Source organism: Kitasatospora sp. HUAS MG31 (genome assembly GCF_040571325.1).
GTDB classification, from domain to species: domain Bacteria; phylum Actinomycetota; class Actinomycetes; order Streptomycetales; family Streptomycetaceae; genus Kitasatospora; species Kitasatospora camelliae.
In genome coordinates, this window is sequence record NZ_CP159872.1 from 6785233 (window position 1) to 6810012 (window position 24780).

General features: G+C 70.5%; 33 protein-coding genes. 13 read left to right on the plus strand and 20 right to left on the minus strand.

Annotation, left to right across the window (positions count from 1 at the left end):
* Nucleotides 1-284 precede the first annotated feature (284 nt).
* Complete coding sequence (locus ABWK59_RS30285) at nt 285-899, plus strand: GntR family transcriptional regulator (protein ID WP_354643831.1); 615 nt, start codon at nt 285-287, stop codon at nt 897-899.
* On the opposite strand, the gene ABWK59_RS30290 is transcribed toward ABWK59_RS30285, so the two are convergent.
* The 9 genes from ABWK59_RS30290 to ABWK59_RS30325 form a co-directional block, all read right to left on the minus strand.
* Nucleotides 864-1184, minus strand: a complete 321-nt coding sequence (locus ABWK59_RS30290; RefSeq protein WP_354643832.1) for a hypothetical protein — start codon at nt 1182-1184, stop codon at nt 864-866. The two genes, ABWK59_RS30285 and ABWK59_RS30290, sit on opposite strands and share 36 nt — an antisense overlap.
* The gene (locus ABWK59_RS30295; protein WP_354643833.1) at nt 1181-1369 is read right to left on the minus strand and encodes a hypothetical protein; all 189 of its coding nucleotides are present in this window, start codon (nt 1367-1369) and stop codon (nt 1181-1183) included. Before ABWK59_RS30295 ends, ABWK59_RS30290 begins: the two co-directional genes overlap by 4 nt.
* 55 nt (nt 1370-1424) lie before the next feature.
* On the minus strand, nt 1425-2603 hold the full coding sequence (locus ABWK59_RS30300) for a helix-turn-helix transcriptional regulator (protein WP_354643834.1): 1179 nt from the start codon (nt 2601-2603) through the stop codon (nt 1425-1427).
* A 20-nt stretch (nt 2604-2623) separates the two neighbouring features.
* On the minus strand, nt 2624-3262 hold the full coding sequence (locus ABWK59_RS30305) for an HAD family hydrolase (RefSeq protein ID WP_354643835.1): 639 nt from the start codon (nt 3260-3262) through the stop codon (nt 2624-2626).
* A gap of 61 nt (nt 3263-3323) precedes the next feature.
* Nucleotides 3324-3656: a hypothetical protein gene (locus ABWK59_RS30310; protein ID WP_354643836.1), complete on the minus strand. Its 333-nt coding sequence runs from the start codon at nt 3654-3656 to the stop codon at nt 3324-3326.
* Nucleotides 3653-3907 (minus strand): DUF7620 family protein, encoded by a 255-nt coding sequence (locus tag ABWK59_RS36650; RefSeq protein WP_420492873.1) that lies wholly within the window; start codon nt 3905-3907, stop codon nt 3653-3655. Before ABWK59_RS36650 ends, ABWK59_RS30310 begins: the two co-directional genes overlap by 4 nt.
* Nucleotides 3858-4205 (minus strand): hypothetical protein, encoded by a 348-nt coding sequence (locus ABWK59_RS30315; protein WP_354643837.1) that lies wholly within the window; start codon nt 4203-4205, stop codon nt 3858-3860. Before ABWK59_RS30315 ends, ABWK59_RS36650 begins: the two co-directional genes overlap by 50 nt.
* A 53-nt stretch (nt 4206-4258) precedes the next feature.
* Nucleotides 4259-4609 (minus strand): hypothetical protein, encoded by a 351-nt coding sequence (locus ABWK59_RS30320; protein ID WP_354643838.1) that lies wholly within the window; start codon nt 4607-4609, stop codon nt 4259-4261.
* A gap of 35 nt (nt 4610-4644) precedes the next feature.
* Nucleotides 4645-5625 carry a hypothetical protein gene (locus ABWK59_RS30325; protein ID WP_354643839.1) on the minus strand — a complete coding sequence of 327 codons (981 nt, stop codon included), beginning with the start codon at nt 5623-5625 and terminating at the stop codon, nt 4645-4647.
* A gap of 564 nt (nt 5626-6189) precedes the next feature.
* Between ABWK59_RS30325 and ABWK59_RS30330 the strand changes: the two genes are divergently transcribed.
* The 12 genes from ABWK59_RS30330 to ABWK59_RS30385 all read left to right on the plus strand — a co-directional run bounded on the left by ABWK59_RS30330 (nt 6190) and on the right by ABWK59_RS30385 (nt 13266).
* A complete protein-coding gene (locus ABWK59_RS30330; RefSeq protein ID WP_354643840.1) occupies nt 6190-7077 on the plus strand; it encodes a glycosyltransferase family 4 protein in 888 nt (295 codons plus the stop codon).
* Nucleotides 7053-7346, plus strand: coding sequence for a hypothetical protein (locus ABWK59_RS30335; RefSeq protein WP_354643841.1), 294 nt, complete (start codon nt 7053-7055; stop codon nt 7344-7346). The genes ABWK59_RS30330 and ABWK59_RS30335 overlap by 25 nt, the downstream gene beginning before the upstream one ends.
* Nucleotides 7343-8362, plus strand: a complete 1020-nt coding sequence (locus tag ABWK59_RS30340; RefSeq protein ID WP_354643843.1) for a dTDP-glucose 4,6-dehydratase — start codon at nt 7343-7345, stop codon at nt 8360-8362. Before ABWK59_RS30335 ends, ABWK59_RS30340 begins: the two co-directional genes overlap by 4 nt.
* 65 nt (nt 8363-8427) lie before the next feature.
* Nucleotides 8428-8574 (plus strand): hypothetical protein, encoded by a 147-nt coding sequence (locus ABWK59_RS30345; protein WP_354643844.1) that lies wholly within the window; start codon nt 8428-8430, stop codon nt 8572-8574.
* Nucleotides 8571-8816, plus strand: a complete 246-nt coding sequence (locus ABWK59_RS30350; protein ID WP_354643845.1) for a hypothetical protein — start codon at nt 8571-8573, stop codon at nt 8814-8816. Before ABWK59_RS30345 ends, ABWK59_RS30350 begins: the two co-directional genes overlap by 4 nt.
* Nucleotides 8809-9504, plus strand: coding sequence for a hypothetical protein (locus ABWK59_RS30355; protein WP_354643846.1), 696 nt, complete (start codon nt 8809-8811; stop codon nt 9502-9504). The genes ABWK59_RS30350 and ABWK59_RS30355 overlap by 8 nt, the downstream gene beginning before the upstream one ends.
* A complete protein-coding gene (locus tag ABWK59_RS30360) occupies nt 9501-9704 on the plus strand; it encodes a hypothetical protein (protein WP_354643847.1) in 204 nt (67 codons plus the stop codon). The genes ABWK59_RS30355 and ABWK59_RS30360 overlap by 4 nt, the downstream gene beginning before the upstream one ends.
* Nucleotides 9705-9706: 2 nt before the next feature.
* Nucleotides 9707-10306: a methyltransferase domain-containing protein gene (locus ABWK59_RS30365; protein ID WP_354643848.1), complete on the plus strand. Its 600-nt coding sequence runs from the start codon at nt 9707-9709 to the stop codon at nt 10304-10306.
* Nucleotides 10303-11391 carry a hypothetical protein gene (locus ABWK59_RS30370; RefSeq protein WP_354643849.1) on the plus strand — a complete coding sequence of 363 codons (1089 nt, stop codon included), beginning with the start codon at nt 10303-10305 and terminating at the stop codon, nt 11389-11391. Before ABWK59_RS30365 ends, ABWK59_RS30370 begins: the two co-directional genes overlap by 4 nt.
* Nucleotides 11391-12269 carry an NAD-dependent epimerase/dehydratase family protein gene (locus tag ABWK59_RS30375; RefSeq protein WP_354643850.1) on the plus strand — a complete coding sequence of 293 codons (879 nt, stop codon included), beginning with the start codon at nt 11391-11393 and terminating at the stop codon, nt 12267-12269. Before ABWK59_RS30370 ends, ABWK59_RS30375 begins: the two co-directional genes overlap by 1 nt.
* The gene (locus tag ABWK59_RS30380) at nt 12266-12658 is read left to right on the plus strand and encodes a hypothetical protein (RefSeq protein ID WP_354643851.1); all 393 of its coding nucleotides are present in this window, start codon (nt 12266-12268) and stop codon (nt 12656-12658) included. The genes ABWK59_RS30375 and ABWK59_RS30380 overlap by 4 nt, the downstream gene beginning before the upstream one ends.
* Before the next feature lie 68 nt (nt 12659-12726).
* Nucleotides 12727-13266: a glycosyltransferase family 2 protein gene (locus tag ABWK59_RS30385; RefSeq protein WP_354643852.1), complete on the plus strand. Its 540-nt coding sequence runs from the start codon at nt 12727-12729 to the stop codon at nt 13264-13266.
* Here ABWK59_RS30385 and ABWK59_RS30390 read toward each other — a convergent pair.
* From ABWK59_RS30390 to ABWK59_RS30440, 11 genes are all read right to left on the minus strand, one after another.
* A complete protein-coding gene (locus ABWK59_RS30390; RefSeq protein ID WP_354643853.1) occupies nt 13263-13466 on the minus strand; it encodes a hypothetical protein in 204 nt (67 codons plus the stop codon). The two genes, ABWK59_RS30385 and ABWK59_RS30390, sit on opposite strands and share 4 nt — an antisense overlap.
* 14 nt (nt 13467-13480) lie before the next feature.
* Nucleotides 13481-14401, minus strand: a complete 921-nt coding sequence (locus ABWK59_RS30395; RefSeq protein WP_354643854.1) for a hypothetical protein — start codon at nt 14399-14401, stop codon at nt 13481-13483.
* The gene (locus ABWK59_RS30400) at nt 14401-14880 is read right to left on the minus strand and encodes a hypothetical protein (RefSeq protein ID WP_354643855.1); all 480 of its coding nucleotides are present in this window, start codon (nt 14878-14880) and stop codon (nt 14401-14403) included. Before ABWK59_RS30400 ends, ABWK59_RS30395 begins: the two co-directional genes overlap by 1 nt.
* 15 nt (nt 14881-14895) lie before the next feature.
* Nucleotides 14896-17688 carry a fibronectin type III domain-containing protein gene (locus tag ABWK59_RS30405; protein WP_354643856.1) on the minus strand — a complete coding sequence of 931 codons (2793 nt, stop codon included), beginning with the start codon at nt 17686-17688 and terminating at the stop codon, nt 14896-14898.
* Entirely contained in the window at nt 17688-18902 is a 1215-nt protein-coding gene (locus tag ABWK59_RS30410) for a hypothetical protein (RefSeq protein ID WP_354643857.1), read from the minus strand. The genes ABWK59_RS30405 and ABWK59_RS30410 overlap by 1 nt, the downstream gene beginning before the upstream one ends.
* Nucleotides 18902-22294 (minus strand): hypothetical protein, encoded by a 3393-nt coding sequence (locus ABWK59_RS30415; protein WP_354643858.1) that lies wholly within the window; start codon nt 22292-22294, stop codon nt 18902-18904. Before ABWK59_RS30415 ends, ABWK59_RS30410 begins: the two co-directional genes overlap by 1 nt.
* Before the next feature lie 342 nt (nt 22295-22636).
* Entirely contained in the window at nt 22637-23002 is a 366-nt protein-coding gene (locus tag ABWK59_RS30420) for a hypothetical protein (RefSeq protein WP_354643859.1), read from the minus strand.
* Between the two features lie 77 nt (nt 23003-23079).
* Entirely contained in the window at nt 23080-23646 is a 567-nt protein-coding gene (locus tag ABWK59_RS30425; RefSeq protein WP_354643860.1) for a hypothetical protein, read from the minus strand.
* Between the two features lie 92 nt (nt 23647-23738).
* Nucleotides 23739-23963 (minus strand): hypothetical protein, encoded by a 225-nt coding sequence (locus ABWK59_RS30430; protein ID WP_354643861.1) that lies wholly within the window; start codon nt 23961-23963, stop codon nt 23739-23741.
* Complete coding sequence (locus ABWK59_RS30435; protein WP_354643862.1) at nt 23960-24403, minus strand: hypothetical protein; 444 nt, start codon at nt 24401-24403, stop codon at nt 23960-23962. The genes ABWK59_RS30430 and ABWK59_RS30435 overlap by 4 nt, the downstream gene beginning before the upstream one ends.
* On the minus strand, nt 24400-24759 hold the full coding sequence (locus ABWK59_RS30440) for an HK97 gp10 family phage protein (protein WP_354643863.1): 360 nt from the start codon (nt 24757-24759) through the stop codon (nt 24400-24402). Before ABWK59_RS30440 ends, ABWK59_RS30435 begins: the two co-directional genes overlap by 4 nt.
* Between the last annotated feature and the right edge of the window lie 21 nt (nt 24760-24780).

The window sequence follows — 24780 nt, forward strand, 5'->3', positions numbered from 1 at the left end:
GCGAGGGTGGTCGGCCGCTGGTGTGACTCACGGTTCTCCTGTCGTGCTTCGTCCCGGGTGGGGTCCGGTCCGCGTGTGGGCAGGTGGCGCCTCTAGTGGTGAGGGGCGCCACTGCCCGAACGTTCGAACGGATGTTCCCATATCGGTAGGTCGCATGCCTAGCGACTTGTCCAACGAATGATCATCGGATCGGTATTGCCCTACCCGGGACCTGGGCTAACCCAGAAGATAGGCGATCCCTACTGTGGCGCTACACGCACCCCCGGGTACCAGCAGGGATACACATGCCGCCCGCGCCGTACGAGCGCGTCATCGCGGAGATCCGCCGACGCATCGCCCGCGGCGACTGGCCCCCGGGCCACCAGATCCCGTCCCGGACCGAACTTGCCCGGGAGCTCGCCATCAGCCCTGCGTCCGTCCGGCGCGCCATGGCAAGCCTGCGACGCACCGGCGAGCTCGACGGATCCGCCCGCGCGAGGCTCTTCGTGGCGCATGCTCCTGCTGTGCGCACGCTCCTCGACCCGGACGCTGAGTGGCCGTATCCCACCGGAGACGGCGCGACAGGCTCCTGCCGAGCCACCTCGGACCTGGCGGAGCGGCTCGGTGTCCCGGCCGGCACACGCCTGTCGTGGCGTCGCACCGAGTGCCTGGATCCCGACTACCGGCCCAGCCATCTCGTCACCGCCTGGTGGGCAGGCGCCCGACCTCGCGGGTGGGAGAGGTGCGAGGCAGAGGCGGCGCTGGACCACCTGCGGTTAGACGAGGCCGATCAGCTGGGCCTGGTAGCGGGAGTTCCTACCTGGCGTGTGACGCGCACCAGGTTTGGTGTGGACGGCCGGGCCGTCGAGACAGCGGACCTAGTCTTACCCACCGACCGGTGGAGACTGCGACTCCGATAGCCGCTCACAGGGGTCGGCAGCCCGAATCCGCATCATCCGCCGCTCGGTGCCCGGCGAGAGGATCAGCGGGGCCTGCCAGCGGCCGTCCTGCCGCAGGCGCTCGGCGATCCGGTAGCGCCACTCCCGGGACGTGAGCACGTCGCGGGTGCCCTGGTAGGAGGGGATCCAGATGGGGGCTTCGTTGGCGGCCGCCCAGAGCGCTGCGAGGCCGTCTTGCAGGCCCGGGTGCGTGGTGGGGTCGGCGAGGCCGTCGATGGACACGGTGACGGGCCCAAGCGCGGTCATCGCTGGCCCGTCAGGCAGGCGGTGCACTTGACGGTGTCGTAGTCCCGGACGAGGTCGCCGTCGGGGACGCTGAGGGTGCCGGCGGGGTGGAGGGGCGGTTCGGGTGTTCCGCAGTCGATGCAGGCCTCGGCGTGGAGTCTGGCGGGGCTGATGTCGCTGGTGCTAGGGGTGTGGTTCGCTGTCACACGAACACGATCCCCCGCCGGAAGCCCGGGAAGTGTCCCAGTGTGGGACACATCGTCAGATGGCCTTGGCCCAACGGGCGAACGCCAGCAGCTGAGGATCCCGGCCGCGGTCGAGGCGGACCATGGTGGCCAGCTCGGTGCGGACTTGGCCGTGCTCGCGCACGTGCTGGGGGGCGATCTGCCGGGCGACTTGCATGGACTCGCGGGCGTGCTGCGGCCTCCCGAGCGCCATCTGGGCCCGTCCGAGGTCGATGTAGTAGTGGGACCGCCGCTCGGCCGGGAGACTGCGAGGAGGGACCCAGCGGGTCGCGGCGGCGACCGCCTCCGTGAGATCGGCGGGCTCGCCGAGTTCGACGGCGACGGCGAGGCGGTGGATCTCCAACGAGTCCGGGCCCACTGCGGTGCCGTCGTACAGCTGCTCCCGGACCGCGGTCGCGTACCGGGTTGCGGCGGCGAGGTGCTCGCGAGCTGCGCCGGCGTCGCGCATCCGGCCAGCGACTACGGCGGCGCGCATGTGGAGGGCGCCGGCCGCGGCGGTGGCGCGTTCGCCGCGCGGGCTGCTGATCTGGTCGGCGGCCCGCTGCAGGGACTTCAGGCCGGCGGCGAGGTGGCCGCTGGCGAGGTACGTCTCGGTGCGGACGTAGGCGGTGGCCGCGGCTAGCGCGGTGTCGCCGGTCTGGTTGGTGGCCCAGCGCATGATCTCGACGAGGCGCCCGGACAGGTCGTGGTAGCCGTACTTGTAGGCGATGGCGTCGGCGGAGCGGACGGCGAGGGCGAGGAGGTGGGCGGCCCTTTCGCGGTCGGGGCCTTGGTCGACGGCGCGAAACAGCTCGGCAAGGAGGCAGGCAACACCTTCGGCGAGCTGCCCGTACTGGGAGTCGACGCGCTGCCGGGTCGCGGCGGCGACGTCCTGGGCGACCTGATTGAGGGGCCGGATGGGGCCGTCGTCGGGGAGGTCGTAGGTGGCGATGATCTGGCGGATGCCGGGGATGGCGCTGTGGACGCGGCTGTCCGTGCGGCCCGGCCCGTCGAGGAGGGCCTCGGGTGTGGTGCCGATGGCGTGAGCGAGGGCGTGGAGGATGCTGTCGCTGGGCCAGCGGTTGCCGGCTTCGATGTGCCGGATCATGCCGTAGGAGACGCCGGAGAGGTCCTCGACGCGGCGGCGGGTGAGTCCGGCGGCGAGGCGGGCGGTTTCGATGCGGGCGCCGAGAGCTGCGGCGGTGGTGGTTGGCACGTGGGGAACGGTAGTTGAGGTCAGCGGGCGGCGGTGAGGATGTCGGCGAGTTCGGTGAGCGTGTTGACGGTGTAGTCGGCGTCGGGTGCCGAGGTGGTCAGCCCGATGGGGCCGCGGCGGATGTGTGCGGTGCGGAGGCCTGCCGCGTGGGCGGGGGTGATGTCGTTGGCGGGGTGGTCGCCGACGTAGAGGATCTCGTTCGGTTGGCCGGGCGCCCAGCTGATGACGTGCCGGAAGAAGCCGGCGGCAGGTTTGGCGATGCCCCATCCGCCAGACGTGGCGATGTCGTCGGCGGGCAGGTGGAGGCAATGGAGGAGCGCGCCGACTTTGGGGTTCTGGTTGCCGGCGATGCCCACCCACAGCCCGGCGTCCCGCAGTTGCTGGAGGGCTGGGCGGACGTCCGGGTAGAGGTCGGACTCGTCCAGGGCGTCATCGGCGCCGACGGCCCGCCGGGCGCGCCATTCGGCGGCGACGTCGATGCCGGGGCGGATGATCCGGATGGCGTCCGCGTTGTCGCGGCCCTGAGAGAGGACCGCTCCGACGAGCGCGGACATGGTGTGCGGCGGGACTCCCAACCAGCGGGCCCAGTCCGCCCAGTAGCGGGTGTCGCTGGTGAGGGTCTCGCCGATGTCGAACACGACGGCACGGATCGCGGGCATGCCGGGAGCCTAGCGGCCGTAGCAGTGTGAAGGCCCCCACCTGGGGCGGGGGCCTTCGCTGCTACTTGGGCTGCTCGTCGCGTGGCGGCCGGTGCTGGGCGTCGATGAACATCCGCGTGCGCTGGATCATCATGACGGCCAGCAGGAGAAGTAGGCCGGTGCGGATCCCGCGGAGGATCGTGGCGGTAACTCCGGTGGGCCACAGGGTGATGAGCACGGTGTACAGGCCGAGTGCTCCTACGGCGGCGGTGACGGTCATGACGTGCCGGCCGTAGCGGGTGCTGCGCCAGGGGGCGAGCCGGTGGTAGGTGGCAACGGCGACGGCGGAGGTGAGGGTGACGAGGCCGGATGCGCCGAAGTTGGCGAGCTGCGCACAGTCCATGTCGTTGATCATCGGTATCCCTCCATGCTGCTCCTGAACAGCTCCGCGAAGTGGTTGGCTTCTCGGACTGCGCGAAGCCGTGCAGCTGTCGCCTCTACCTCCCTGGTCTGGCGTTGTGCCTCATCGCGGGCGCAGGTGGCCCGGTACAGGGCCTGCGTGGCGTCCCGCTGACCCGGCGTCGGGCGCGAAGTGCGGCGGACCAGGGAAACGCCGCTACGGCGCCGGCAGAGCAGGCGTCTCATCCACCTTGGTGTCAGGGCCATTGGTCACCTCCCCTGCCCGGGGGAGTGAGCGGAGGAAGTAGTCCGCGGTGCGGGACAGCTCCAGGAGCTCGCCGGCTTGGTCCTGTGCCACGTGGCGGGCCTCCTCTGACACCTTGTGGGCCTCGCGCCAGGTGTCGCGCTCGGCTGCGAGTTCGGCGAGCCTGGCGTCCCGGTCCGCCCTGACGTCGTCGAGGACGGAGCGCGGGACGAGGTTGCCTCTGAGGATCAGGAGGACGATGAGGGCGACGAGCCCTGCGGCGCCTCCTTGGAGGGCGCCGACTGCGGTGACTTCAAGCACGGGGCGCCCCGTTCGGTAAGCGGCGGTTGTGGGTCACTGCTTGGTGGTGTCGCCTACTCGCGCCGGACGTCGGCCGCGGGGACGGGCGGCGTGACCTGGGTGCGGGTCCACATGGCGGCGATGGCGGCGGCGGCGCTCATGACGACGGCCTGCTGGTCGGCGCTCCAGTCGAGGCCGAAGCCGACGGCGAGTGAGGCGGCGGCCTGGATCAGGCCGAGGGCGGCCGCGGCGATGCCGCCTTCGTGGGCGAGGTAGGCGACGATGAGGCCGGCCGCGGCGGCGGCGACGGCGTTGATGGCGGCCTGCTGGTCGGGGGTGACGTGGAGGCCGAACGCGGCGCCGAGCTTGACGAGGACGGCGATGAGGGCGAGCCAGAGGGCGGGTTCCCTGCCCCAGATCTTCATGTGGTGGTGGCCTTTCTCGGTGGGTCGGTGAGTGCTTAGGCGGTGTGCGGGGTCTGCGCCACGTCGATGTGGACGTTGACGCCCGCGGCGAGGGCCTGCTGGACGGCCTTCGCGGCGTCGTCGCTGATGGCCTGGATGGCCGCGAGGACGGCGGCGGTGTCGACGTTGTTGTGCTGGTCGAGGATGAGCCTCAGCGTGGCGGCCTGCGCGGCGAGCTGGCCCTGGATCGCGGCGAGGGTGGCCTTGGTGGCGCGGGCGGCGAGGTCGAGGCCGCCGAAGTATTCGCCGAGGGTCGCGGTGCCGGCGAGCTGCCCGTCCGGGCCCCAGTACGGGAGCGGGGCGCCGGCGATCTGGTCGGGGGTCATGTCGTCCTCCTCGGACGTGGTCTGCTCGCCGCGGGCGACGGCGAGGATGTGTTCCATGGGCAGGGCGCCCGGGTCGCCGTGCAGGTTCTCGGGTGCGTGCTGATGCCCCAGCCAGCCGGTGAAACGGCCCCACTCGGCGAAGGAGAGGCGGACGCCGTTGTTGGCGCCGTAGCTGGCGGGGTACGGCTTGAAGGTCAGGCCGCTGGTCAGCGGGATGTTGTGGTTGTCGTGCAGCCAGCGGGCGAGCCACGCGAGGTCGCGCACGGCCCAGTCCGGGGGCGCGGGCCAGTAGATGTGCTGGATGCCGGCGCGTGCCCACTTGGCGTGGGTGTCCGGGTCGCAGGTGCCCACCAGCTCGATCTGGAAGACGTTCGCGGTGTTGGTCTGCACTCCGCCCGGGGCGTTGACCAGGGCGCGCGCACTCTCGTCCACGTCGTAGTGCTGGTAGGTGACCAGCCGCTGGGCACGGAAGTCCGGGACGAGGGTGACGGTCGGCGCTACCGCGCCGTCGTCGTAGTCGACCAGCGTGGCGCCCTCCGTCGTGTGGACGGCTACGCAGTTGACCTCCATGTCGGAGCCGCTGTACCGGCCGTCCCCGAAGTACAGGTCGAAGCTGGCGCCCGGGATCCTCTGCGGGCCGGTGCGGGTCATGGTGCCTCCGGATGGAGAGTCCGCGGCACGGGCCGCGCGTGGCCGGGAAGCCACTCCGCGCGCCGCTAAAAGTGGTGGCTCCGACACCAGGAACAACAGACCCACCCGCATCGCAGGCCGCCTGAAGTCCCGGCGCCAGTCGGCAGCCACACGCCCGCAGCGCACACAGCAGCACGGGCCCGCCGCAGGTCAGCGCCTATGCCTGTGACCCTCCAGCCAGACCAGGCGCATCGCGTCACGTCGGGCCCGCACCCCCACCATCACGCGCTGACATCCGGCCGCCTCAACGCTCTGACCTGCGTTTCCAGCCCCAACCAGCGGCGCGCCTACGGTTCCTGGTCACGGTCCGGTCTGCCTCCCAGCCCGCCGGCCGCAAGCGGGGCCCGGTCATCGCGGGCCTGGGCCCCGCGTCAAGCCCGCGAACCGCCCGCGAGGAGGCACCCCTTGGCACCCCTGGATGCTTTCGGCTGGATGGCCGACCGCGCCGGATGCGGAACGATCCGGATCCAGCTCCCACTCGAAGCGCTCCGTGCCCGCGGCTACGCCACGGCATTCTCTGAGCGGATGTCGGAGCACCTGGAGACCCGCACGCTGATCGGGCAGCGGGTGTGCAACGAGGGCCCCTCGGCGGTGTGGCAGGAGCTGTCCCGCCGCCCGGACCGGCCGCGGCTGGTGTTCGAGGTTGACGACGACCTGTGGAACATCGACGGCTCGTCCCCGGTGGCCCATGCGTTCTTCACCCAGCCCGACGTTCTGGCCCGCCTGGAGGCGAACATCCGGGTAGCGGACGCGGTCACCGTCACCATGGAGCCCCTCGCCGAGCAGGTGCGCCGCTTCAACCCGAACGTCCACGTCGTCCCGAACTACCTGCCCGCCTGGCTCCTGCAGCACGAACGGCCGCGCCGCGACGACGGTGCGGTCACCATCGGCTGGGGCGGCTCCGCCACGCACCACATGGACGTGCAGGAGATCGGCGCCCAGCTCCGGCAGGTCATGGCCCGCAACCCGCACACGGAGCTGCACCTCATCGGCGCGGACTACCGCAAGGAGTTCGGCGCCCGGGAGCGAGTCCGGCACACGGGCTGGACGGCGACCCCGGCGGACTACTGGCGGGCGATCGATTTCGACGTGATGCTCGCCCCGCTGCGCGCCCACGTGTTCAACGCCTCGAAGTCCGCGCTGCGTTGCCTGGAGGCGGCGATGCTCGGCATCCCGGTCATCGCCTCCGACTACGGGCCGTACGCCGCGTTCGTCCGGCACGGCGAGACCGGCTTCCGGGTTCGCCGGGACCACGAGTGGGGCCGGTACCTGCGCGACCTCGTCAACGACCAGGCCATGCGCGAGGAGATGGGCGCCGCCGCCCGACGGCAGGCCGCCGACTGGACGATCGAGGGCAACGTCGACGCCTGGGCGGAGGTGATCACGGCATGCCGAGAGTCGACCTCCCGGTAGCTGAAAGCCTCTTCCAGCGCCGCATCGCCTGGGCCGACGTCGTCGTCGCACAGAACCCGGACCCGATGCCGCGACCCCGCTACCACTGGCAGGTCACGTACCTCTGCCCGGCATGCGACGCGAAGGAGAGCGACTTCGGTCCCGGCCGGGAGATCCCTGAGGACGGCCTTCCGGATACCTCTCACACCGAGTTCGGGCCGCTGCTCCGAGCCCTGATAGCCCGACACCACTGCCCCGAGACCTCCACCCCCGCGGAGACCCAGCGATGACCCGTGTGCTTCTCACCGGCGCCGGCGGTTTCGTCGGCAGCCACGTCCTGCGCCACCTCCTCGTCAACACGGACTGGCACATCGTCTGCCCCGTGACGTTCCGACACCGCGGCAACGGGGACCGCATCGCCTCAGCCCTCGTCGGCAACGACGCCTGGCACCAGCGAGTCGACGTCGTCATGTGCGACCTCGCGGCGCCGATCTCGACGACGACTGCGGTCCGGCTCGGCGACATCGACTACATCCTCAACGTGGCCTCCGAGTCGCACGTCGACCGGTCGATCGAGCAGCCCGGCCCGTTCATCCGCAACAACGTCGACCTGATCCTGAACCTGCTGGAGTACGCCCGGCTGGTCCGGCCCCGGATGTTCCTGCAGATGTCCACCGACGAGGTTTTCGGGCCGGCGTCGCCGGATCACGACCACCACGAGTGGGACACGATCTGCCCGTCGAACCCGTACAGCGCGAGCAAGGCCGCGCAGGAGGCCATCGCGATCTCGTACTGGCGGACGTACGCCGTGCCCCTGGTGATCACGAACACGATGAACATCATCGGGGAGATGCAGGACGCCGAGAAATTCGTGCCGCGCACCATGCGGGCCCTGGCCGCCGGGAAGCGCCCGATCGTCCACGTCAGCCCCGCAGGCAAGCCCGGCTCCCGCTTCTACCTGCACGCGAGGAACCTCGCCGACGCGTGGCTGTGGCTGATCCGGAACGCCGAGGTGCAGACCTACGCCGACGGCCACGACCGGCCCACCCGGTACAACGTCGTCGGCGAACGCGAGGTCGACAACGTCGAGATGGTCGGGCTCATTGCCGACGCCATGGGCCTGGGAGAGCCGGAGCTGGACCTGGTCGACTTCCACTCCAGCCGGCCCGGACACGACCTGCGGTACGCCCTCGACGGGGCGAAGCTCGCCAAGGCCGGGTGGAAGCCGCCGCTGCGCTTCGCGGACTCCCTGCGGTCCACGGTGCAGTGGACGATGGACCACCCGCAGTGGCTGGAGACGTCGTGAGGCGGGGTGCGCGGGTCCGCGGCGGGATGCTCCCGCTTCTGATCGCAGCTGAGCGGCGAGCCGCCGTGGCGGAGCACGAGGCGGCCGCGTACCGCCGGCAGGTGGAGGCCCTGATCCGGGAGCTGCAGCGGGCCAACGGCGCTGACGAGGAACTGCAGATTGGCAGCGTCTTCCTCTTCGCCGACGAGGAGCCGACGGAGGACACCCGATGATCCCGGCGGCCTGGTTCGAGCCCGACGGCCTGACCATCTCGGGGTCGGACCCGATGGGCTCGCTGAGGCACCACTGGCGGGCCGTCTTCCGCTGCCCGGCGTGCCACACCCTGACCTACCGGCCCGGGCCGCTGTACCTCATCACGCGGGGCGACCCGCCGGCGCCCATCGACGCGGCGCACGTCGAACTCCTCGCCGCTGTCATCGCCGAGCACACCTGCCAGGAGGGATCCAGTGCCTGACCTCATCATGCTCGTGCCGACCCGCGGCCGCCCGGAGAACCTGTGGCAGCTGTGGCTGGCCTTCCGGGAGACCTGCACCGCCGACACCCTCCTCGTCGCCATCACGGACGACGACGACCCGCACCTCCCCGGCTACGAGCAGCGCTACGACTGGGCCGCAGGCGACCCCAGGCTCCGGCACATCACCGGCCCGCGGCTTCGCCTCGGCGGCACCCTGAACGCGGCCGCCCCGGTGTACGCGCACCAGTGCCCGCGGATCGGGTTCCTCGGTGACGATCACCGGCCGCGCACGGTCGGCTGGGACTCCCGGTACATCGAGGCCCTCGATGCCCTCGGCACCGGCCTGGTCTACGGCGACGACCTGATCCAGCACCAGGCCCTGCCGACGCAGGTCGCCATGACGTCCGACATCGTGCTCGCCACCGACCACATGGTGCCGCCGGGGATCGTGCACCTCTATGCCGACAATGCCTGGCTGACGCTTGGCCAGGCCCTCGGCTCGATCACCTACCTGCCGGACGTGGTCGTCGAGCACTGCCACCCGATCGCGGGCCGCGCCGCCTGGGACGAGGGCTACGCCGAGGCGAACACCGACGAGCGATCCGACGCCGACCGCGAGGTGTTCGAGCGGTGGCGGGCCAACGACCTGGACCTGTGGGTCCAGCAGATCCGGGAGTACCTGCGGTGAGCGCGCCACTCAATCTGACGGCCGAGCAACTGCGCCGGTTCGCTGCCGCACTCGACCAGCTCGGCGAGATCACCAAGACCCATGCGGTCACCCTGACGCCCTACTCACGGCTCGAAGTTGGCATTGACGACAACGTGCTCATGGTCGCCTGGGACAACGACGCCCAGGCCTACGTGGTCAGCGACCGGAACGGAGACTAGGCATGGTCGAGTACCGCTTGTTCGCGGGCGATGTCCCGCACGTCTCCACCGCCGCCTTCCACGCGGACCGAGAGCGGGCTCCGCACCTTGAGCAGGCCACCCACCGGCCCCGCCTGGAGGCTGCGGCCCGCCTCATCCAGGACGCCGCCGAGAGGCTGCCGTGTGAGGATCGGACCGTCTCCGATCTCGGCTGCGGCGACGGCGGCCTGCTTTCCCTCCTGTGGAACGTCGGACTGCACTACTGGGGCTACGACTTCCAGCCTTCCAACCGGGCCGGATGGGAGGAGCGTGGCGTCCGCGCGTTCGCCCTCGACGTCTTCGGCGCCGACCGTGCCGCGGTCACCCTCGGCTCGATCTCGGTCTGCACCGAGGTGCTGGAGCACCTGGCCGACCCGCACGACGCGGTCCGCTGGATCGGCGGGCACTCCCGGTTTCTGGTGGCGTCATCCCCGTGGAACGAGAGCCCCGAGTCCCACGACGAGTGCCACGCATGGGCCTGGGACCACGACGGCTACCGGGCCCTGATCGAGCAGGGCGGCTACACCGTGCTCCGCCACGAAACCGTCGGACAGTTCCAGATCATCCTCGGGGAGAAGCAGTGAGCGCCCGGCTGCACATCGTTGACCACGAGAAGATCGACGGCCACGAGGCTGGCACCCTCGTCAACCGGTCGTTCTACCTGAACGACATGCCTCGCCTGATCCTGCTGTGCCGAATCTTCGGCCACCGGCCGGTCGTCGACGGCTACGACACGACCACCGCCATGGCCCGCAGCGCCGCCCGCTGGGTGGCGTGTGGCCGATGCGGAGTCCGACCGAGCCCCCAGGGTGACCTCGACCCGGATCAGTGGCGCCTCGGCCAGCGCTACCCCGGGCCCTTCTCGGACGCTGCGCCGCCAACCAAAACCGATGCGGCCCCCGCACCCCCCGCCCGCCCGCAGACACCCGGCCCGTGGCCGACACAACCGACAGTCACCTTCAGCGGCCAGCTCGTCATCGGGCGCAGCACATACCGAACCCTCGGAGCAACCCTCAAGGTCGGCAACGACGGCAGCGAGAACGCCCTCGCCTGCAGCCTACGACTGGGCCGACTCGGCGCCCTCTACCTGAGCTCAGGCGACTACGGCCGCCGGATCCAGCGGCGCCTCAACGCCGGCACCTACGAGTCGCGGGTGATCGAGGTCGCGGCGCATGACGGAAGCCTCTGGTGGAAGCTCTGGGCCCCGCGGGACTCGTGGACCAAGGGCACCCCGCGGTGGATGGATGGCAACACCGTGCTCAACCCGATCGACCGGTGGCTCGGCCCGGTGCGTTACTCCTACGAGGACGTGGGCCCGAAGCGACCGGGACGGGTGGTCATGCCCGAGGGTGATGTACACGAGGTGACACTCCAACTCCAGCGGCAGCGCAAGGGGCGGCGACGCGGTCGATCGGTGGAGTCCTGGACAGTCGACTGGACCTCCAGCCCGGGCATTCCGACCCGTAACCACTCGTGGAAGGGCGATGAGGTCCTCGGCTCCGGCACCGACGTGTCCGATGCTGCCGTTGACGCAGGTCGGTGGGCAGAGGAAGCGTGCGCCCGGATCGCCGCCGCCATGTCCCGCGACCGTTCCCACCATCGCTGGCGCGGCCCGTCGACCTTCCCTCAGCCGGAGCCCGAGCCGGACTTCGACGTGGAGGTTTCCTGATGCGGGTACTCCTCACCGGCAGCGCCGGGTTCATCGGCCGCCACCTCCACCGCGCCCTCGACGAGCGCGGATGGCACGTCACCACCTGCGACCTGAAAGCCGCCCACCGCGGCGACGCCCTCGACCTGTTCCGCACCGACCGAACCCGCTACGACCTCGCCATTCATTGCGCCGCCATCGTCGGCGGCCGCGCCAGCATCGACGGCTCGCCACTCGGAGTCGGCACCAACCTGGCGCTCGACGCATGGTTCATGCGCTGGCTCACTGCCACCAAGACGAGGCGGGCCGTCTACTACTCCAGCTCGGCGGCGTACCCGGTCGCCCTGCAGGGAGAGGACAGCGGCCACCGGCTTCACGAGGACGACATCGACCTCAACCGTCCCGGCCGGCCCGACGCCACCTACGGGCTCGCCAAGCTCACCGGCGAACAGCTCGCCCAGTACGCCGAGGCGGAGGGCTGCCGCGTCCACGTGCTGCGCCCCATGTCCGGGTACGGCACGGACCAGAGCCTGGACTACCCGTTCCCGTCCTTCATCGACCGGGCGCGCCGGAGGGCGAACCCGTTCGAGATCTGGGGCAGCGGCCGGCAAGTCAGGGACTGGATCCATGTGGATGATCTAGTGGGCGCTACGTTGGCGGCGGTTGATCAGGATGTGCCCGGCCCGGTCAACCTGGGCACCGGCAGGGCGACCACCTTCAATCAGCTCGCCGAGATGGTGTGCAGCGAGGCCGGCTACCGGCCGCAGCTCAAGCACCGCCTCGACGCCCCCGACGGGGTGCAGTACCGCGTCGCCGACCCGACCAGGCTGCTCTCCATCTACCAGCCCCGCGTCAGCCTGGAAGAAGGCATTCGCAGGGCACTCAAGGACGGGTCATGAACCTGCACGAATGGATCACCGAGGTCGTCGAAGCACGCACACGGTTCGCACAGAAGGTGGCTCAGGAACCGCTGCACGATCCCGGTCTTGTCGCTGATGCCCTGCGTCGCTGTGAGGCCGATCGGCGGATCCTCGCCCGGCACTGCCTCGGCACTGGCGTCAGCTTCTACTCGACGGCCTGCGATGGCTGCGGCTATGACGACTGCGGCCCCAACGTCGAGAACCTGAACGACTGCCCCGAACTCCTCGATCTGGCTCACGCTCTCGGCATCACGGACGACGAACTCGCAGCCCTTGAGCGGCCCGAACCACTGTTTGCGATCCCGTCAGTGAAGCGGACGCAGGCGACCATCCCTGCCGAGCAGACACCCGCCACCTTCCGCCCCTGAGGAGGAACACTATGCAGCTCGGCATCTCAGTCGTCGTTCCCACTCACCCTGCCCGGGTCCGGAACGGCATGACGAAGCGGGCGGTCGGCAGCGTGTTGGGCCAGACCCTGCCCGCATCAGCGATCCTGGTTGAGCAGGATCTCCACCAGGCCGGCGCCGCCGCGACAAGGGACCGCGGGCTGCGGAAGGTCACCACGGAGTGGACCGCGTTCCTCGACTCCGACGACCAGTTCCGACCTGAGCACCTAGCGGAGCTGATGGCCTGCGCCGAGGAGACCGGCGCCGACTACGTCTACAGCTGGTACCTGCCCGTCGGGTTCGGCTCCGACCCGCTGCCCCACTTCGGCAAGCCCTTCGACCCGGCGAACCCCACCCAGACTACGATCACCGTGCTCGTCCGGACCGAACTCGCACAGACGGTCGGCTTCCGCGAACCCCCGCCGGGGGCGCTGATCGACGGGGAAAGATTTGGAGAAGACTTCCTCTTCACCGTGGAGTGCCTCGCCGCTGGCGCCCACATCGTGCACCTCCCGAAGCGGACCTGGATCTGGAACTACCACGGCTCCAACACCAGCGGCCAGCCCAACCGCGGCGACGCCCGCTCCTAGCCGACCGCCCCGGCCTGCTCCGGCCACGGCTGCGCCTGCCCCTCCAGAGCCGCCAGCTTCGCCTTCACGTCCGCCAGCTCACGATCCCGCTCCGCCACGAGCACACGGAGCTGGGTGACCGTCAGCGTGAGTTCGCTGTGCATTCGGATGTACTCGTCCAGGACCGGCGCGAGTGGCACGGTCATCTGAGGGTCAGCCATCGGTGGATCCTTCCTCACGCGACTCGGATCAGGCGGATCCACGACCCGGCGAGGACCCGGGTGGCGGTCGCGTTCGAGCTGTTCTGCGCCCACTTGAACTGGGCGTTCCCCGCGGTGCCGGCGGTGACGATCCGGCCGCGCACCGAGAGGGACGTGTACGGCGGGCCGGCACCGTAGGTGCCGAAGGCCACGGTCGTGCCGCTGGCCTGGGTGTTGGCGGTGAGGCCGCCGCCGGCGCCAGTCGACATGCCGTTACCGGCCCAGAGCATGGACGCGCTGGCCGGCAGGGACCAGTCGCACTTGAAGTCGCCAGCGGAGAACGCCCCGTCGTAGACCACGAATCCTTCGAGGTGGTACTCCGCGTTGGCTGCGACGGGCAGCAGCAGGTGGGTGTCGTTGACCAGGGTGGTGGAGCTGGTGACGGACTGGGTGGCGGACTTGGTGACGGCCTGGGTCTGTCCGATGCCGGAGACGGTGAGGTTGCCGCTGAGGGTGGTGTTGCCGGTGACGGCCAGGGTCGAGCTGAGTGTGGTCGCGCCGGTGACGGCGAGGGTGCTGTTGAGGGAGGTGGCGCCGACGGCCCGCAGGGTGGAGTTGAGGACGGTCGCGCCGGTCACGGTCAGCGTGGAGTTGAGGGACACGGCGCCGGAGAACGTCATCGCAGCGAGGACGGCAGCGCCAGCGGAGGGGATCTCAACCCACGAAGCGGACGCCGGCGAGCTGCCGTTGGAGACGTAGAGGCGCCCGGTGTCGGACTCGCGGATCGGCAGGCCCTTCCACACCGTGGACGGCCTGGTGCTGGAGGTGCAGTCGCGGTAGCCGATGTTGAGGTCGATCGCATCGAGGTTGTTGAGGAGGTCGGTGACGACATTGACCAGCTCGGACCCATCGGAGGCGGTCTTGTAGAGGCCGAGGCGGGTGGTGGTCGTGGACATCAGGCCTCCAGGGCTGCGCGCCGAGCGGGTCCGGCGGCATCGAGCGGCAACGGGTTGGGCTGACGGGCACCGTGGACGTGGGCGTGGATGGCTGCGACGCGCGCCGGGTCGGGGCGGTGCTCGCGCAGGATGTCGAGCGGGTGCGGCCCGCCGGCCTTGGCCTTCACGTGGGTGATGGTGACGCGGGTCTTGGCGTCGGCCACGCGCGCCAGGTGCGCCGCTGCCCGCCCGGCCCGGGTGTTGGCGGGCGGTGTCTGGTCGGTTTCCATCCAGGGCTCGTGGAGGACCACCTCGATCAGCTGCTCGCGGTCCGCGTCGAGGTCGAGGCCGAGTTCGGCGGCCCGCCAGGCGAGGGTGTCGGCTGGGAAGAAGTGGCCGTGCAGCTGTCCGTCGGGACGGGTGTAGACGAGCCGGAAGATGTCGCCCTGGTCGCGGGTGATGCGGCTGGACTCGGTGAGCTGGTACTCGGGTGCAGGCATGGACAGCTCCTCTCCTTAGACTCGGAAGATCCAGAACGCGAGGTTCGCGCCGCCGCTGGCCGCGGCGCTGAACGAGGCGGTGAAGCCAGTGGTGTTGGCGCTTGTGACCTGGGTTGTCTTCAGCGCTCCGGAGTCCGCCAGGGTGACGACCGGCGCCATCGTGGACGCCATGGTCGTGCCGTAGCCGAAGCTGACGGTCGTGAGGCCGGAGACGTCCTGGTAGCCGACGAACAGGGCGTCGCGGTTGGTGAGCGCCGAGAAGTAGTTGTGGAAGTACCCGCTGGAGAGGATCAGGCCGTCGTCGTGGACGGACAGGTAGTAGTCAAGGGAGCCGTCCGTATTGCCGAGGGACGCGGCACTGCGGGAGATGGCGACGTACCCGCCCTTGCGGTTCTGGTCCAGGTCGACGAGCGCGAGTTGGATGCTGTTCGGCGTCAGGTACAGGCGCTCGTAGAGGGTGTCTGCGCCGACAACGAACGTGCCGCTGTTCAGGCCGAGGTTCGCGTCGGTGCCGGTGGAGACGGCGTTGATGTAGGCGTAGTTCGAGCCGGAGGTCGGGTAGAAGCGGATCTCCGGGAGAAGCGTCGAGGTCGGGTTGATCTCGACACGGCGACCGGTGGTGCCGGAGAGGAGTTGGCCGACGATGGAGACGGAGCCGTCCGCGGAGGCGATGTTCACGGTCTGGGTGCCGGCCGCACTGTAGGCCTGCAGCCCGGCCGAGTTGAGCTCGACGCGGGCGCCGGTGTCGCTGGTCTTGATGCGGGAGCCGACGATCCAGTCCGCGCTGATCGTGCCGGCGGTGACCTTGGTGACGGTCAGGTCGGAGATGTGGGCGTCGTCGATCAACAGCGCGGTCGCAGTGGCCGCGGCGCTGGGTGCGGACTTGTTGCCGGCGATGTCGACGGCGACGACGCGCACGTACCGGGCGGAGGTCTCCTCGACCTGGACGGTCGTGACGACGGGGATCTGCGCCTGCAGCATGCCGGAGGTGGCGGAGACCTTGCCCTTGAGGGTGGTCGTGGAGGGGGTGAACGTGGGCTCGTACTCGACATGGACTTCCAGGTGGTGGATGTCCGCTTCGAGGTTGTACGTGCCGCCGGTGGCCTTGCCGAGGGTGTGCGTGATCTGGAGGGCGATCCGGGAGCCTGCCACGCTCGGGGCCGCGGGCGTGCTGGGCGGGATGTTGTCGGACGTCGCGACGAACGTGGTCGTGCCGGACCAGTTGCCGGCGTTGCCGGCCTTGTCGACGGCGCGGATCTGCACGTCGTAGCCGACACCGGGGGACAGGTCCTGTAGCTGCACGGAGGTGTCGCCCCAGGCGACGTACACGGTGAGCCACTGCCCGGTGGGGGCGGCGAAGGGCTGCCGCCACTCCTGGAGGTCCATCCAGCGGACCTGGGAGAGCTGGGCCCAGGTGGCGGGGTAGATGAGGTCGGTGTCGACGGCGTACCGGATCTCGTAGTGGTCGCCGTCGAGGATGCTGCTGCCGTCGGTGTTGTTGGGCGCGTTCCAGGCGACGATGACCCGGGAGCGGGTGAAGCCTTTTCCGTCGAGGTAGGCGGCGCCGGAGAAGGGCGTCACGAAGGTCGGGATGCCGGGGATTGAGGTGTCCGCGTTGGGCCGGGACCCGACCGGCTCCGCGGAGGAGTTGTTGAGCTGCCGTTCGAAGTCGCCGACGACGACGCTGGTGGTGCCCTGCTCGAAGGCCACGTAGTCGGTCAGGTCGGTCCACGTGCCGGCGCCGGACCGGTAGGCGACGGTGTGCCCGGCGGTGACGGGCCACGTGGTCTCGGTGACCTGCAGCTTGAGCGGGTTGAGGCGCTGGCCGCGGAAGACAATCTCGTTGCCGGTGTCGATGAGGCCCTTGTCGGGGTCGTATGCCCAGACGTAATCCCCGGGCGAGAACGAGCCGTCGATCTCGTAGTCGGCGGTGGTGAGGGTCAGGGCCCGGTGCGGGCCGACCCACTGGGAGAGAGCGAGCTGGGCGCGGACGGTCGCGTTGGTCTGCGAGGTGGCTGACTCCGACACCATGCGGGTCATGACCAGCGTGTTGCCGTGGATGTCCTTGTACGGGTTCAGGCCGGGGTTGATGTCCGCAGAGCCGGTGGCGGTGGACTCGCCCTCGCCCTGGGCGAGGAGGACGACCCGGGTGGTGAAGTCCTCCACGTCCTGCGCGAGGTTGAGCTGTCCGGGTAGGGCGCGCAGGGACATGTCCTCGCCGGCGCCGCGGCGAACGATCGCGCACTGCGGCGTGGTGACGAACAGGTTGGACTCGGGGCCGGCGTCGATGGTGCCGTTGCCGTTGACCCGCCACGACACGGGCACGGACGTGGTGGACATGGTGTCGCACACGTAGCTGATGGCCTTGCGGGAGGTCTGCCACTGGTGCGTGCCGGAGTACGTGCCGGTCACGGAGTACAGGGTGCCGACGGTGATGGCGCCGGAGGCGGGCAGCAACCCGGTGATCGTGGTGGCGAAGCTGGCGGAGGAGAACTGGGTGGCGTTCTCGAACACCGAGCCCTTGTCGTCCTCGTCGCCGAGCCACATCTCCATGCCCGCGCCGCCGATGGTCACCTTGTCGCCGGGGACCTTCGTGCGGCCGTCGTCAGCGCGGGTGCCAGTGCGGAGCACGCCGACGTACCGGGCGGCGGTGAGGAGGCCGTCGCCGGCGGTGCGGACGTCGACCCGGCCGGGGATGATCGCGACGTGCCCGAACTCCACCAAGGCGTCGAGCGTCTCGCGCGGGGTGGTGGGGAGGAGTTCGAGCTGCCAGCGGCCGAGCGCCGTGAGGACCTGGTTGACGGACATCAGCGCCTCACCACGAACGTCGACTCGGCCAGGGCGCCGATGTACTGGTTGCGTAGGTCGGTTGCCGCGTCGCCGGAGACCGCCGAGCCGCCGCCGGCGACGACGCCGAGGTAGCAGTCGAGCGTCGCCGTGCTCGCCTTGGAGACGCCGAGGTTGGCGTGCGCCGTGAACGTCCGCGCGCTGCCGGCGGTGGCCCGGTTGCCGTCCGCGTCGTTGCCGGTTGCGACGACGTACCCGGACGCGGTTGCGCTGGTGTTGGTCTCGGCTGTGCGGAGGTAGATGGCGAGGGTGGAAGCTGCGCCCGACTGGAGGTAGGCCTCGACAATGCGGGAGCCGCGGCGGAGGGTGAGGTCGAGAGTGGCCCGGCCGGGGGAGCGGGGGGCGGTGAGGCGGAGGATGCACTGCTCGACGTCGTTGCGAAGGATCGTGGCGGTGTCCCACGCCGAGACGTTGCTGCCGCCCACGGTGACGTTCCACAGCTTGCTGTGCCAGGCGCTGCCGGTGTACGCCTGCACGTCGATCACCCCGGCGGTCGCGGTCGGTGTGACGTTGACGAGGCCATTGCCCATGGTCCAGGCGGCGACGGGCAGCGGCTGGGTGACGCCCTCGATCTCGAACCCGGTTCCGGTCGCGGCCGCGGTGTCGTTGATGCGGACCCGGCCGGTCAGGTAGCTGCTCGGGTCGCAGCCCCAGCGTGGGGACGCGCCGGTGGGGATGCCGCGGTACACGGTCATGGTGCCGTCGGCGCCGGCGCGGGTCATGGTGGAGGGGCTGGTTGCGCCGGTGTAGTAGGTGGTGTGGCCGATCGGCGGGGCGTGCCAGGTCTCCCCTGTGAGCGAGAAGTCGTTCGCCCTGACCACGCCGGTGAGCCTGCTCTGCAGGTCGATCTCACCGGCGGCGCCGAGCCGTTCAAGGCTGACCTTCCAGGTGGAGGTAACGGCGTCGTTGACGTACTCCCGCAGCGCTGCGGAAGAGCCCTTGACGGCGTAGTAGCCGTTCCGCTCCGGCTTGTCCGTCCACGTCACGGCGACAGGTACGCCCTGTTCCAGGCAGCGAACATTGTCGTGCCGGGCGACGAGGACGGCGCGGGTCAGGGGCGGGCTGGATTCCTGCCCGTCCAGGTCAAGGCTCGCGTCGCCTCCGGTCTCGGTGACGGTGAACGTCTCCCTGAGCTGGGTGCGGCCGAGCTGGATGGTGCCCCAGGTGCCGGGCATTAGCGCCCCCTCGCGCGGTCGCGGTTGCGGATGGCGTCGGACAGGTCGCCGGCCATGGCGTCGGCGAAGCGGCGGCGGGCGTCGGCGTCGGCCATGAGGCTGGCGTCGTTCACGTTGATGGTCATGTGGATGGTGACAGCGCCGGCCGCGGGCGCTGGTGCGGCTGGCGCCGGGGCGAGCGTGGCTGTGGCAGTCCCCGTGCCGACGGCGGCACCCGGGGTGAGCAGGCCGCCGCCGATAGCTGCGGGGGTGACCTGCAGAGCAGCCGCACCAGCTAGGGCGCCGGCAGCGGCGGTGACCTGCTGGGTGCGCTGCAGCATGCCCGTGGCGAGACCATCTCCGATGGATTGGCCGGAGTACAGGGTCCAGCCGCGGCCGGAGAACGGGCCCTCCTTTGCGGGGGAGAAGGGCAGCAGGTCGCGGGCGTCGGCGAGGACGTTCCGCACGGCGTCCTTGACGGGGCCCGCCATGGAGCGGATGCCGTCGGCCAGACCACTCATGATGCGGCGGCCGGCGGTCCAGAGCATGCCTGCGGCGTCCACGACGGCGCTGGCGATCTGGAGCGGCAGGTCGAAGAACATCCGGACGACGGCGGAGAGGATCCCGCTCACGACCTGCTTGAAGCTGTCGAAGGCGCCGGACAGGTCGCCGCGCAGGAGCTGGGCGACCATGCGGAGGGCAGGGACGACGATCTGCTGGATCTGCGCGGCGAGTTCACCGGCGAACACGGAGGCGAGCCGAGCAACCATCGTGATCACCGGGGTGAGGAGCGACAGCAGCGGCGGCAGGAGCGCGCCGAGGAGCTCGGCGATAGACGCGAGGACGGGGGCGAGGGCGAGGGCAACGTCGGCGAACGACTGTCCGAGCTGCGCGAGCGGCAGCTGCTGGATCAGCTGGGTCAGGATCGGCAGGAGGTTCGCCGCCAGGACGGTGAAGATCCCGACGACGGGCGCGATGAGCGTGGGCAGGGCGCTGAGGATCGGGCTCAGCCCTTCCTGCAGGGCCTGGACGGCGGCCTGGATGACGGGCTGCAGGAGGCGGAACCCGACCCCGACGGCGTCGATCAAGGGTACGGCGGCGGGGAGGAGTTGGGCGGCGAGGGTGCCGATCAGGCCGATGAGCGGCGACGCCGTGATGATCATTTGTCCGATGGCCTGCGCCGCGGATAGCAGGACGGGACCGAGCGCGGCGATGATCGGCCGCAGACCCTGCTCACCCAGGGTGCGGATCAGCTCCTGCACCGGCCCGGCCAGGGCGGTCAGGGCAGGGCCGAGGACGCCCAGCGCCTGGCCGACCAGCGGGCCGACGGTGGCCGCGAGTTGGTTCAGAGTGGCGAACAGGGCGGTCAGGGCGCCCTGCACCTCGGGGCTAGCCGTAACCTTTCGCAGCTCCGAGAAGACCGAGCCGAGGACGCCGAGCGCATCCCCGCCTGCCGCGGCCGCAGCCTTCATGACATTGCCGAGGGTCCCCGCAACGTCCCCCAGCAGACGGCCGAACTGCCCGACCAGGGACAGCGCCGAGTTGATCGTCTCGGTCAGCTGCCCGGACGCGAACGACGCGGCCAGACGCTGACCGAATCCGCCAAGGGCGTCACCGACTGCGGAGGTGATGCGCTGGAAAGCAGGCCCGGCAGCGGCCGTGAGCTGCCCGAAAATCGTCAGCAGCTGGCCGGGCGCCTGCTGGAGAGGGGCGAGGCCTTCGTTGATGCTGGCGAACGCCTGCTTCAGCGTGCCGGTCTTGGACAGCTGGTCGACGGCGTCCATCGCCCCGAGCGCCATCTGGTTCAGCACGGTGGCGGTACCGACGAGGCCGTCCCGCAGGTCCGGCAGCACTTGGCGGGCGACGGTGGTGAGCTTCGCGCCGATGCCCTCGAACAGGGCCTGCTGCACATCCAGGCGCAACGAGTCCCACGCGGGCTTCAGCGCGATCACTGCGTCGACAAACTCGCGCGCGGCGGGCGCCAACTTCGCCATGGCGTTGCCGAACGCCGCCGCGCCGGCCGCCCCCGCCTGCATGGCGTCCGCGATGGCCTGCTGTGCCTGCGCGATGCGGATCGCCCCGTCCTCGGCGGTGCGGTCGGCCGTGATCCGCGCCTCCGACAGGGTCAGGGTGCGGTCCATGACGTCCTGCTGGGCGTCTGCGACGTCCTGCGTCGCCTGTCGCACCTGCTCGTTGCCTTCGACGCCGGCTCGGGTGGCGGCCTCGGCCTCCGCCTTCAGGCGGCGCTGGGCGGTCTCTTGCTCGGCCAGGTTCTGCACGGCCTGGTCGTAAGCGAGCTGGGCCTGCTGCCGCTGCAGCTCACTGGCCTTGGGGTCGGCCATCGTCTCGTGCAGGTCCTGCTGGGCCTGCTGGACGTCGAGGACGGCTTGGCGGTGGTCGAGTTCGCCGTCGGTGAGCTGCGCCTGGTAGTCCTCCAGCTGCTCGGCGGCGTCCTTGCGGGCCTGGTTGAGGTCGTCCTGTGCCTGCTTCTCGTCTCGCTGAGCGGTGGCCAGGTCCCGTTCGGCGGAAGCGACTTGCTGGATGGCGCGCCGGTTGGCGTCGGCGGCGTCCCGGATGGCGAGCTTGAGCTGCTGCTGCGCGTCAGCGAGCGCGTGGGTGGCGGACGCTGCTCCGCCGGCGCCGCCGGCCGCGGGGGCGAATGCCTGCTTGAACGCCCCTCCGATCCCACCGAGGCCGACCTTCAGGGTGCCGATGATGCTGATCAGGGAGCCGAGCGCCGGGGCCGCGACCGCGGCGGCCGGGCCCATCGCGATGATCGCCTGCCCGAGGGAGGCCAGGGCCGGCACGGCGGGCCCGGCTGCCGCGACGAGCATGCCGATGCGGCCGCCGAACATGCCGACGCCGCCTGAGGCGCCGGACGCGCTGGAACCGACACGGCTGAACATGCCGGCGAGCGGGCCCAGGTTCGGGCTGTCGACGTCGATCCGCACGTGCCGGTTACGGGTGAGCGTGTCCAGCCGGGCGCGGGTGTCGCCCGTGACCAGGTTGGCGCGGACGTCAATGATGCGGTCGCGGGTGAGCCGGTCCAGCTGGGTGAGGTAGCCGTCCGCCCGCAGCCGGGGTGTGACCTGTACGAACTGGTCGCGGGTGAGGCGTTCGAGCTGGGCGAGGTAGGTGGTGGCGTTCAGGACGGCCGTGATGTTGACGACCTGGTCGCGGGTGATGCGCTGCAACTGCGTGAGGTAGGTGCCGGCCTGCAGCTCCGGGGTGATCTTGACCTTGACGGCCAGGTTCTTGCCGAGCTCGGCAAGCTGCGCGCGGGCGGCGCCGTCTTCCAGTTTGACGAGCGCCTGCAGGTCGAGCTTCTGGCTCTTCAGCCGGGCGAGGTCCGCGTCGTACTTCGACCGGTCCATGCTGACTTCGACGAAACCTTCGGCGACCCTGAACGACAAGGCGGTTCACCTCCTACTCTGCTGCTCGGGTCATGCTCACCACGCCGGGGAAGGACATCCGAAACGCCGCCAGCTCCACCTGCGTGGTTCCGCTACCGCCGGACTGCGCCCGTTCCGGTGCGGCTGCCGGGCGCGGGCTCTGCCGCTCGCGCTGTTCCTCGATTCGCGCCGCGATCACCCCGTCGTACGCGGCGACCCGCTGGGCGAGCTGGACGAACCGGCGGCTGCCGATCTCCCGCTCCTCCAGGTCGATGCCGTAGAAGGCGAGGAAGTCGGCGTCCAGGTCCGCTTGGTGGTCGAGGATCCAGGCGATTTGGCTGAGCCGCTCGGCGACCGCTGCGGTCAGTCTTTTCCCGACTCCGGCGGGCCCGCGATGTGGTGGACGACGGCCCGCAGGATCTGCTCCAGGTGGTCCTCGGTGACGTCGTCGGACTGCTCCAGCGCGAGGTACGCGGTCGGGCCGAGGAGCCGCTCCAGGATCCGCTGGGCGGCGCCGAGTTCGCCCTCGGCGCGCTGAAGGCGCATGAACTCCAGGACCATGGTGCGAGGCACCTTCCGGGGGATCCGGAACTCCTCGTCGCCGAGGTAGAACAGCGGCACGCTGTCGGCCGGCCGGTCCTGGTCCGCGGGCGTGATGCGGATCGGGGTGAAGCCGGTGTCCGGCGCGGGGGCGGGAACGGCGGTGGTGGTGCGGGTGCGCGGGGGCATCGGTGTCTCCTGGTGCGGGGTGGAGGGCGGGGGTGCCCGGCGGCGTGGACGGTCGCCGCCGGGCTGTCACAGGGGCGCTACGACGTCGCCTCGGCGATGTGTAGCGGCGCGATCGCGCTGCTGACGTAGTGGGCGGCGAACTTCGCCTTCAGGCCGGTCTGCTTGTCCTTCGTGTAGCCGAGCTCCAGCGACTCGACGTTGAGGACCCTCCGGACGATGACCCGTCGGCGGAAGCTGCTCGGGCCCCAGCCGTCGAAGAGCACCGCCGAGTAGTTCGGCTGGGTGGCGCTGGAGGCGGACGCCGGCTCGAACGTCTTGTAGCCCGAACCGGAGGCCGCCGTGCCGCCGTTCATCAGCGTCGACAGGTTCTCCAGCGTGGGCTCCGCGAGAGTCGTCTCGACGCTCATGTCCCGCTTGGTCAGGCGGGAGCCGGCTCGGTCGACGATCTGGTCGACCTCTAGGGCCGTGTAGGTCTGGTCGACGACGAGCTTGACGCCGTCCATGGTGCCGCCCACGTCGGTCCAGGCGGACGCGGCCGGAGTGGCGTTGATGGCCACGTTGGTGTCGGCGGGCTCGGCGGCGCCGAACGATCCCTGGTAGAGGGTGGCGGGTCCGAGGATGAGGTTGGTGGTGGTGACGGCCATGGGTCAGTCCCTCCTGGTGGTTGCCCGGTTGGGCGGGGTGGCGGCGTTCGGCGAGGTGGAGGGGTCCTCGCTACGCGTCGTGGTGGTGCGGGTCACCGGTAGGCCTCCCGCCGGATCGGGAAGGAGTGGTGCCGGAACTGCGGGTGGTACCGCAGCGGCACGGTCTGCTCGTCAGGGATGCTGCGCGGGCAGCGAACCGGCTTGGCCCCGGTGATGAGGAACTCCAGCTCGGGCTTGCTGTTGTGCACGATCACGCGGCCGCGCCACGTCCACAGCTCGCGTGACTGCTCACCCTGCAGCGCCCAGCGCTCGCTCATGACACCTCCACCCAGTTCAGGACGAGCCCGAGGTCGTAGCGGGCGTAGGAGCCGGGATCGTCCGGGATGCGGCGCGGCTCATAGGCCGGGTACGCGGTCAGCACCCGGGCGTGCGGGTAGCCGGCGGGCAGCGTGAGGAGCCGCGGCGTGTTCGCGTGGTCGAACGTTGCGGCGACGATCGTCTCGGCGAGGACGTTGGCCTTATTCCACGGCGGCCGGTTGCTGGACGGGGCCACAGCCCAGCAGGTGACCGTCAGGGCCGGGGAGCGGAGCGGCACGTACAGGCCGGTGTTGCCGCCGGTGGTGCCGACGGTGACGAACCCGGACGCCGCCCAAGTGGTGTTGTCGCGAGGCAGCTTCGTCGCGACGATGTCCCCGACGGCGCCCTTCAGCCAGGCCTCGGCGACGAGTTCGGTGGTGGCCCGTAGCGTGAGGGTCATCGCAGCTCCCGGGCCTGAAGCAGGGCGGGCCGCAGGAACGGGTGCGGCGCGGTGCCGGGGTGGTTGACCTTCGCGACCGGGTGGTCCGCGCCCTCCCAGAACAGGGCCTTCGCCGTGTTCGGCCGGATGACGTGCGGGGCGGTGCCGTACTCGACGTACTTCCAGTAGGAGACGTCGGTGGAGACGCGGCCGGTGAGCCCGGAGACCTCCCACTGAATGCTGGCCTTGAGCCGGCCGGTGTTGACGCGGGCGTACTGGCGGGCGTCGGCGGCGATGTCCTGCATGAGGTGTGCAAGCGACCGCGCGAGAGCGGCGTCGAGGTGTGTGTCCGCGCTCGGGTCAAGCCTGATCGTCATCGCCGCCGTCCTCTCCGGATC